Origin of the sequence: Bradyrhizobium sp. SHOUNA76 (genome assembly GCF_023006445.1) — a bacterium.
GTDB lineage: Bacteria > Pseudomonadota > Alphaproteobacteria > Rhizobiales > Xanthobacteraceae > Bradyrhizobium.
The window spans coordinates 1-9,440 of record NZ_JALBHA010000226.1; the positions used below are offsets into that span (position 1 = coordinate 1).

General features: G+C 65.1%; 8 protein-coding genes. 2 read left to right on the plus strand and 6 right to left on the minus strand.

Translation table 11 applies throughout. From position 1 onward, the window contains the following. Nucleotides 1–265: 265 nt before the first annotated feature. Together der and MOV74_RS21780 are read left to right on the plus strand one after the other, a co-directional pair. The gene (gene der / locus MOV74_RS21775; protein WP_246926543.1) at nt 266–1,648 is read left to right on the plus strand and encodes a ribosome biogenesis GTPase Der; all 1,383 of its coding nucleotides are present in this window, start codon (nt 266–268) and stop codon (nt 1,646–1,648) included. Then, complete coding sequence (locus MOV74_RS21780) at nt 1,645–2,904, plus strand: TCR/Tet family MFS transporter (protein WP_246926545.1); 1,260 nt, start codon at nt 1,645–1,647, stop codon at nt 2,902–2,904. The genes der and MOV74_RS21780 overlap by 4 nt, the downstream gene beginning before the upstream one ends. A gap of 232 nt (nt 2,905–3,136) precedes the next feature. On the opposite strand, the gene MOV74_RS21785 is transcribed toward MOV74_RS21780, so the two are convergent. The 6 genes from MOV74_RS21785 to MOV74_RS21810 form a co-directional block, all read right to left on the minus strand. Beyond that, nucleotides 3,137–4,363, minus strand: coding sequence for an ABC transporter substrate-binding protein (locus MOV74_RS21785; protein ID WP_246926547.1), 1,227 nt, complete (start codon nt 4,361–4,363; stop codon nt 3,137–3,139). A 167-nt stretch (nt 4,364–4,530) separates the two neighbouring features. Further along, nucleotides 4,531–5,679 (minus strand): hypothetical protein, encoded by a 1,149-nt coding sequence (locus MOV74_RS21790; protein WP_246926549.1) that lies wholly within the window; start codon nt 5,677–5,679, stop codon nt 4,531–4,533. Nucleotides 5,680–5,756: 77 nt separating this feature from the next. Then, entirely contained in the window at nt 5,757–6,497 is a 741-nt protein-coding gene (locus tag MOV74_RS21795; RefSeq protein WP_246926550.1) for an SDR family NAD(P)-dependent oxidoreductase, read from the minus strand. 140 nt (nt 6,498–6,637) lie between these two features. Continuing rightward, entirely contained in the window at nt 6,638–8,161 is a 1,524-nt protein-coding gene (purF, locus tag MOV74_RS21800) for an amidophosphoribosyltransferase (protein WP_246926556.1), read from the minus strand. Between the two features lie 28 nt (nt 8,162–8,189). Continuing rightward, nucleotides 8,190–8,819 (minus strand): CvpA family protein, encoded by a 630-nt coding sequence (locus MOV74_RS21805; protein WP_246926558.1) that lies wholly within the window; start codon nt 8,817–8,819, stop codon nt 8,190–8,192. Between the two features lie 168 nt (nt 8,820–8,987). After that, nucleotides 8,988–9,440: magnesium chelatase domain-containing protein (locus tag MOV74_RS21810; RefSeq protein WP_309486822.1), on the minus strand; the 453-nt coding region annotated here is incomplete at its 5' end.

The window sequence follows — 9,440 nt, forward strand, 5'->3', positions numbered from 1 at the left end:
CCACAGCCGCTCCGCCGCCCAAGCACAAGATCGTCCGCAAGCGCACCACTGCGCCGCCGCCGGATCAGCCGGTCCAGCAGGCGCAACCGACCCAGACCACCCAGCAGCAGTCGCAGGGTGGTTTCCCGGCGCCGCTGCCGAGCGGCAGCTTCTCGCGCTAGAGCATGATCCGGAAAAGTGTGAATCGGTTTTCCGAAAAGATCATGCTCAAACAATTGTCTCCATTGCATTGACAGGCGCTGCCCCGGCAGCGCACGAATGATTGATGTCCTTCACGATCGCCATCATCGGCCGGCCCAATGTCGGCAAATCGACGCTGTTCAACCGCCTGGTCGGACAGAAGCTCGCGCTCGTCGATGACCTGCCGGGCGTCACCCGCGATCGCCGCGAGGGCGAGGCCAGGCTCGGCGATCTCGAATTCACCATCATCGACACCGCCGGCCTCGACGAGGGCGCCAAGGGCTCGCTGACCGCGCGCATGCAGGAGCAGACCGAGGCCGCGATCGCGCAGGCGGACGCGCTGTTCTTCGTCATCGATGCCCGCGTCGGCCTCACGCCGACCGATCGCGCCTTCGCCGATTTCGCCCGCAAGGCCAACAAGCCGGTGCTGTTGGTCGCCAACAAGAGCGAGGGCAAGCACGGCGATGCCGGCGCGATGGAGGCGTTTGCGCTCGGCCTCGGCGATCCCATTCAGATCTCGGCCGAACATGGCGAGGGCATGGGCGAGCTCTACGATGAACTCGCCAAGCTGATGCCGGAGCCCGTCGACGAAGACGAGAACGAGGACGACGCGCCGCTCTCGGAGGAAGAGGCCGCGACGCGCCCGATCCGGGTCGCCATCGTCGGCCGGCCCAACGCCGGCAAGTCGACGCTGATCAACCATCTGCTCGGCGAGGAGCGTCTGCTGACGAGCCCGGAGGCCGGCACCACGCGCGATTCCATCGCGGTCGAGATCAGCTGGAAGGGCCGCGATTTTCGCGTGTTCGATACCGCAGGCCTGCGACGGCGCTCGCGCATCGAGGAGAAGCTGGAAAAGCTCTCGGTCGCGGACGCGCTGCGCGCGGTCCGTTTTGCCGAAGTCGTCGTGATGATGATGGATGCGCAGAACCGCTTCGAGGAGCAGGATCTTCGCATCGCCGATTTGATCGAGCGCGAGGGCCGCGCTGTCGTGCTCGCCGTCAACAAATGGGACCTGATGGAGAGCAAGGGTGGCGGCGCGATCTCGGGCCTGCGCCGCGATGCCGATCACTTGCTGCCGCAGGTCAAGGGCGTGCCGATCGTGGCGGTCTCCGGCCTGATGGGCGAGGGCATCGATCGCCTGATGCAGGCGATCCAGGATGCCTATGCGCTCTGGAACAGGCGTGTATCGACCTCGGCGCTGAACCGCTGGTTCGAGCAGGCGGTGCAGGCCAATCCGCCGCCCGCCGTGTCCGGCCGCAGGCTGAAGCTGAACTACATCACGCAGACCAAGGCGCGCCCGCCGAGCTTCGTGCTGTTCTGCTCGCGCGCGGACGCGGTGCCGCAGTCCTATTTGCGCTACCTGATCAATTCCATGCGCGAGACGTTCGAGTTGCCGGGCACGCCGGTGCGCATCACCCTGCGCGAGAAGGCCAATCCCTTCGCACATAAGCGCAAGCGGCCGTCGTGAGCAACGAGGCCGACCAGGCGACAGCGCAAGGCGCGCCGCCGGTCCGGCGCGGCGCGGTGGCCTTCATCTTCGTCACCATCCTGCTGGACATGCTCGCGCTCGGCGTGATCATGCCGATCCTGCCCAAGCTGATCGAGAGCTTCGTCGACAACGACACAGCGCATGCGGCCCGCATCTTCGGCTTGTTCGGCACCGCCTGGGCGCTGATGCAGTTCGTGTTCTCGCCGCTGCTCGGCGCGTTGTCGGACCGCTTCGGGCGGCGGCCGGTGGTGCTATTGTCGAATTTCGGGCTCGCGGCCGACTACGTGCTGATGGCGCTGGCGCCGTCGCTGGTCTGGCTGTTCATCGGACGCGTGATCTCGGGCATCACCTCGGCGAGCATCTCGACCGCCTTCGCCTACATCTCGGATATCACGCCGCCGGAGCGGCGCGCGGCGGTCTTCGGCAGGATTGGCGCGGCTTTCGGTGCCGGCTTCATCCTGGGGCCGGCGCTCGGCGGCCTGCTCGGCGATATCGATCCGCGCTTGGCGTTCTGGGCCTCGGCAGCCCTCAGCTTCGCCAATGCGCTTTACGGGCTCTTCGTCCTCCCGGAATCGCTTGCGCCCGACAAGCGCGCGCCGTTCCGCTGGCGAAGCGCCAGTCCGATCGGGGCGCTGCGTCTGTTGCGATCCAATGCGGTGCTCTCCGCGTTGTCGGTCGTCAACTTCATCGCACAGGTCGCGCATGTCGTGCTGCCCTCGACCTTCGTGCTCTATGCGACCTATCGCTACGGTTGGGATTCCAAGACGGTAGGATTGACGCTCGCCATGGTCGGCATCTGCGCCATGGTGGTGCAGGGACTGGCCATCGGCCCGATCGTGCGCGTGCTCGGCGAGCGGAACGCGCTGCTGCTGGGCCTGTGCTGTGGCGCCCTCGGCTTCGTGGTCCTCGGCGCGGCGCCGACCGGACCGCTATCCTGGATCGGAATTCCCATTTTGGCACTGTGGGGCATCTCGGGTGCCGCCTCGCAAGCGCTGATGACGCGGCTGGTTGCGCCCGATCAGCAGGGTCAGCTGCAGGGCGCGACCGCGAGCGTGCAGAGCGTGTCACAGCTCGTCGGCCCGTTCCTGTTCACGCTGACCTTTTCCTATTTCATCGGCGCCAGCGCGCCGCTGCATCTGCCCGGCGCGCCGTTCCTGCTCGCGGCGGCGTTGATGGTGGTCTGCGTGGCGATCGCGGTGCGGACGCTGGGTGGAGCCAAGCCCTCAGTCTCGTAGGGTGGGCAAAGGCGCATAAGCGCCGTGCCCACCATCTCTCCACGACGATGAAATGGCCGTGGGCACGCTTCGCTTTGCCCACCCTACGGCTGAGCCAAGCCTTCAGAACCGTAGGGCGGATTAGCGAAAGCGTAATCCGCCATCTTGCGTGACGCGAGAGAAGTGGTGGGTTACGCCCTACGGACTGCGCGTCGCGCGGCCGCAGGGCTAACCCACCCTACTTTCTATGCGGTCACTTCTTCACCAGCGGGCAATCGCTGTCCTTGAGCGGTTTGGCGGCGTCTTCCGCGGAGATCGTGGCGATCTGCTTGTAATAGTCCCACGGTCCCTTCGACTCCTCGGGCTTCTTCACCTCGAACAGGTAAGCCGGGATGAGACGGCGGCCGTCCTGGCGCAGCGGTCCGTTGCCGAACAGCGGATCGTCGGTCGGCAGCTCCTTCATCTTGGCGACGACCTTGGCGCCGTCATGGGGATTGCCGCCGAGCGCTTCCATTGCCTTCAGATAATGCAGCACCATCGCGTAATTGCCGGCCTGGGTCATCGACGGCATCGCGTTCTTGCTGGCCAGCGCCGAGAAGCGCTTGGACCATTCGCGGGTCTTGTCGTTCAGGTCCCAGTAGAAGGATTCGGTGAAGGTCAGGCCCTGCGCGGTCTTCAAGCCTAGCGAATGCACATCGTTGATGAACAGCAGCAGCGCGGCGAGCTTCTGACCGCCCTGGACGATGCCGAACTCGGCCGCCTGCTTGATGGCGTTGGTGGTGTCGCCGCCTGCATTGGCGAGGCCGATGATCTTGGACTTCGACGATTGCGCCTGGAGCAGGAAGGACGAGAAGTCCGCCGTGTTGAGCGGGTGCTTGACGCCGCCGAGCACCTTGCCGCCATTGGCGGTGACGACGGCGCTGGTATCGCGTTCCAGCGCGTGACCGAACGCATAGTCGGCGGTAAGGAAGAACCAGCTGTCGCCGCCCGCCTTGGTCAGCGCCTTGCCGGTGCCGTTGGCGAGCATGTAGGTATCGTAGGTATAGGAGACCGTGTTCGGCGTGCAGGCCTTGCCGGTGAGGTCCGCGGTGGCCGCGCCCGAATTGAGCAGCACCGCATTCTTTTCCTTGACGAGGTTGCTGACTGCCAGCGCGACGCCGGAGCTCGGCGTGTCCGCGATCGCATCGACCTTATCGTTGTCGATCCACTGCCGGGCGATGTTGACGCCGACGTCGGGCTTGTTCTGGTGATCCCCGCTGAGCACGTCGATCTTCCAGCCCTTCTTGAGCAGGCCGGAATCCTCGACCGCCATCTTGATTGCGACCACGGAGTTCGGTCCGCCGATGTCGGCATAGAGGCTCGACATGTCGTTGAGCACGCCGATCTTGACGGTCTTGTCCTGGGCAAAGGCGGATGTGGCAAAACCGAAAGCGGCACAGGCCAGAAGGGCCGCGGAGCGGCGTGCGAACGTCGTCGTCATGAAAGGTTTCCTCCATTGTCAAATATGCGGACGGCTTTCTTGCGGAGCCTTGTTCCGGCTGATGGCTCTAGCCTGTCCCACGGCCGGCGGCAATGCGCCTAAAGCCGGATGACGCTGCGTCGTAGCGTCATCGCTCGGTTAACTTTTGGACAAAATGCGTCAAGACGCTATTTGAGCGCGTCCGACGTCAGCTTGAATTTCTGGATGCGCTTTCCGGTGTCGACCTCGGCGGTATAGACATTACCCGTGGCGTCAATCGCCATGGCGTGCACCCAGTGGAACTGGCCGGCGTTGCGGCCGCTGTGCCCGAAGCTGCCGACCACGCTGCCGTCCTCGCGCTTGACGACCCTGATCTCGTTGTTCTCGCCGTCGGCGCTGAGCAAATAGGTCTGCTTCGGGTCGGGCCAGATCGCGATGTCCCAAACCGCGCCGTTGCCGAGCGTGTTCTTCTCGAAGAAGAACTCCTTCACGAAGCTGCCGTCCTTTTTGAACACCTGGATGCGGTTGTTGATGCGGTCGCAGACATAGACGAGACCGTCATTGGCGAGCTTCACGCAGTGGACGGGATTGCCGAATTGCTGCGACACCGGCGCCTTAGGGTCGTAAGGCGCCTGCTTGGTGTCCTCGGGCTTGTTGCCATAGGCGCCCCAGTGCCGCTTGTACGCCAGCGTGGTCGCATCGAACACGATGACGCGGCGGTTGCCGTAGCCGTCGGCGACGTAGATTTCGTTGGCCTCCTTGTCGATCGCGGTTTCGGCGGGCTTGCCGAGCTGCGTCGTGTCGTTGCTGCCGAGGCTCGGCGCGATCTTGCCGATCTGGGCGACGAACTTGCCGTCGAGCGTGAATTTCAGGATCGCGTTGTCGTTGTCGGCATTGCCGCCGACCCAGACGAAGCCGCGCTCGTCGACCTCGATGCCATGCTCGCGGCCGACCCATTCGTAACCCTGGCCTGGACCGCCCCAGGACCGCAGCAGATTGCCGTCGCTATCGAATTCGAGCACGGGCGGCGCCGACACGCAGCATTTCGAGCGCGGCGGGGTGAGGCTTGCGCCTTTCTCGTCGTCGGTGAGCGAGCGCGGGCGATGGATCACCCAGATATGGCCCTGCCAGTCGACGGTGATGCCGCCGACCTGGCCGAGGATCCAGTTGTTCGGCAGCGGCTTTGGCCAGGCGGCATCGACCGCGAAAGTCGGCACGTCGCCCGCGCTCGCCGTGCCAGGAAGCACAAACGCGATGGCCGCGATCAGGATGGAAAAGGCGCGAGAGATATTTGCGAGCGCACGCACAAGATCTGCGCGAACATGCCATGGCGCCATGGCGGCCTCCCTTTTTGGTTTACGGCTTGCTGCCGCTTAAGCGCGGGCAGTCAATCGCGGGGAGGCAGGCGAGTCAATCAGGCCGGCGAACGGAAGCTCATGAGGCTGCGCGTCTTGTAATCGTAGAACTTGCCGGTCTCGGTCCAATCGGGCGCGCACATCGGCACGATCAATTCGGCGACCTGCTCGGGCGTATCGAGCGTCGCCGGGTCTTCGCCCGGCATCAGCGTGGCGCGCATGCGGGTGCGGACCGGCCCCGGATTGAACAGGTTGACGCGCAGCTTGGTGTTCGCGGTTTCCTGCGCCCAGGCGCGCGCGAGCGTCTCCAGCGCGGCCTTGGACGCCGCGTAGGGGCTGACATAGGCGGTGGCCTTGTTGGCGGCGCCCGAGGTGATGAATACGGCGCGGCCGGCGTCGGACTGCTTCAGCAGCGGCTCCATGCAGCGGATCAGCTGGAAGTTCGCGGAGACGTTGATCGCCATCACGTCGGTGAAGCTCTTCAGCTCGATATGGCCGATCGGCGAGGAGGGGCCGAGCACGCCGGCATTGCCGACGAGGATGTCGAGCTTGCCGTAGCGCTCGTGCAGGCCGGCGCCGAGACGCGCGATGCCGTCGGAATCGGTAAGATTGAGCGGCACCAGAGTGGCGCTGCCGCCAAGTTTGCGGATCTCGTCGTCGAGCTCTTCCAGCCCTCCCTGCGTGCGCGCCACCGCCACGATATGCGCCCCGGCCTTCGCCAAAGCGAGTGCGGTGGCATAGCCGATGCCGCGCGAGGCGCCGGTGACGAGAGCGATGCGGTCAGCGAGGGGTTTTGTCATGGCGGGGTTTTACAGGCGTGGATGGCCGGGACAAGCCCCCGCGGCACTTGTCATTCCGGGATGGTGCGAAGCACCAGACCCGGAATCTCGAGATCCCGGGTTCGGTGCTTACGCACCGCCCCGGGATGACGGCTGCGCCGTCAGCTCGCCTCGGCCAGCAGCGACAATTGCCGCGGCTGCTGCTCGGTCTGGGTCTGGTCGGTGAGGTGGGTCGGATACGCCCCGGTAAAACAATGATCCGCGAATTTCGGATTGGCGGGGTCGCGGCCGGGCTCGCCCATGGCGCGGTACATGCCGTCGATCGACAGGAAGGCGAGCGAGTCGGCGCCGATGATCTCGCGCATCTCCTCCAGCGAATGCGTCGCGGCCAGGAGGCCGCCGCGGTCGGGCAGGTCGATGCCGTAATAGTCGGGATAGAGGATCGGCGGCGAGGCGAGGCGGAAGTGCACTTCCTTGGCGCCGGCATCGCGCATCATGCGCACGATCTTCTTCGAGGTGGTGCCGCGCACCAGCGAGTCGTCGATCAGGATGATGCGCTTGCCTTCGATCGCGGCGCGGTTGGCCGAATGCTTCATGCGCACGCCGGACTCGCGGATCGCCTGGGTCGGCTGGATGAAGGTGCGGCCGACATAGTGGTTGCGGATGATGCCGAGCTCGAACGGCACGCCGGAATGCTGGCTGTAGCCGACCGCGGCGGGCACGCCGGAATCCGGCACCGGCACGACGACGTCGATCGGCACGTGGCTCTCGCGCGCGAGCTGCGCACCGAAGGCCTTGCGGACCTCGTAGACCGAGCGGCCGTGCACGACGGAATCCGGACGGGCGAAATAGATGTATTCGAAGATGCAGGGACGCGGCGCCATCGGCGGGAACGGCTTGTGGATGTCCTGGCCGTTCTCGTCGAACACGATGACTTCACCCGGCTCGATGTCGCGGATGAAGCGCGCGCCGATGATGTCGAGTGCGCAGGTCTCCGACGTCAGGATCGGGCAGCCGTCGAGCTCGCCGAGCACCAGGGGGCGGATGCCGCGCGGATCGCGCGCGCCGACCAGCTTCTTGTTGGTCAGCGAGACCAGCGCATAGGCGCCCTCGATCTCGCGCAGCGCGTCGATATAGCGCTCGATGAAGCGGCTACGCCTGGAGCGCGCGACCAGATGCAGGATCACCTCGGTGTCGGTGGTCGACTGCATCATCGCGCCGTTCTTCACGAGCTCGCGGCGCAGCGTCAGGCCGTTGGTGAGGTTGCCGTTATGGGCGACCGCAAGGCCGCCGGCATTGAGCTCGGCGAACAGCGGCTGGACGTTGCGCAGGATGGTGGCGCCGGTGGTGGAGTAGCGGACATGGCCGACGGCCATGTTGCCGGGCAGGCGGTCGATCACCTCGCGGCGGGAGAAGGTGTCGCCGACGAGGCCGAGCCGGCGTTCTGAGTGAAAACGGCTGCCGTCGTAGGAGACGATGCCGGCGGCTTCCTGGCCGCGGTGTTGAAGGGCGTGCAGGCCGAGCGCGGTGATGGCGGCGGCGTCGGGGTGACCGTAGATGCCGAAGACGCCGCATTCCTCGCGCAGCGTATCCCCCTCCAGATCGTCCTGAACCTCTAGCGCGGCCGGGCCTGGACCGGCGTTTGGATCGAGATCAAGTTGGGCGTCCTGGTCAGGGTGTCGCATCTCGTCCACGCCTCTCTTTTAGGGGCAATCAACGCGCCGCAGGTTTCTCGATCAGTTTCTTCAAACTGTCACGAGCAGGTTTACTGTATCCGTCGCCACTGCCCGAAGGCTGCTGCTCGGAATCAGCTTGATCATCATCTGGTTTGTTTTTCTTGAATCTCTTCAAGATGGTGTTCTCGGGGTCATCCGGCAAGAGCGACTTCAGCCAATCTCCCGTCGAATCAAGCACCGTTCGGGACTTTGCGCCGCGGACCCAATCCGGCTGCTGCTTGTCGGGAACCAGCCAGATGAAGAACTGGTAGGCTACCACGACGATCAAAAGGCCGCGAGCGAGGCCAAACAGGAAACCCAGGGTTCGATCCAGCGCGCCGATGCGCGAATCCAGGATCATGTCGGAGATCCGGACCGTGATCACGGAGACCACGACCAGGGTGCCGACAAATACGCCGGCGATCACGACCACTGTCGCGACGGTGTCGTTATTGAAGTAGGTCTTTGCGGTCGGCAGCAGCTTCGAGAACGAGTACAGCGTCACGATCGCCGCGGCGCCCCAGGCTGCGATCGACAGGATTTCGCGCATGAAGCCGCGGACCAAGGCAAGCAGGCCCGAAATCAGCATCACACCGAGCAGGATCAGGTCGAGGATGGTAACTGGCATCGGCTGGTCTGGTCCGCTCGTACTTCAAAGGTGCTCTAGCCGAATCGGTGTTTGGCCGCTGCCCTAAAAGAGGGGCAGACGGCGTTCCCGGCAAGGCCGCAACCACGCAATCCCATGTTGCTTTTGTGACGGCTGTATAGCGGCGGGGGCCTCCGGCGTCACCTCCACCTAACCCTCTCCGCGGCGGAATCTTGCCGGTGTGGCATTTTTCTCTGCCGGCGCGTTCGATTCGCCCCGGCGGGAGCCGCGGGCGGCGATCTCGGCCACCAATGTCGTCAGGCTGTTGACCGCATTCAGCGTCAATCCGGCATCGCCGCCAGCCTCGCCCCGGGCCGATTCGGGCAGCACGGCGCGCTGAAAGCCGAGTTTCGCGGCTTCCTTCAGCCGAGCCGGGGTCTGTGCCACCGGGCGCACCACGCCGGACAGCGAGATCTCGCCGAAATAGACCGCATCCGTGGGCAACTGCGCGTTAACCAGAGAGGAAACCAGCGCCGCCGCGGCGGCAAGGTCGGCCGCCGGCTCGTGGATGCGCAGGCCGCCGGCGACGTTGAGATAGACGTCGTGGCCGGACAGCTTGACCCCGCAATGGGCCTCCAGCACCGCCAGCACCATCGACAGCCG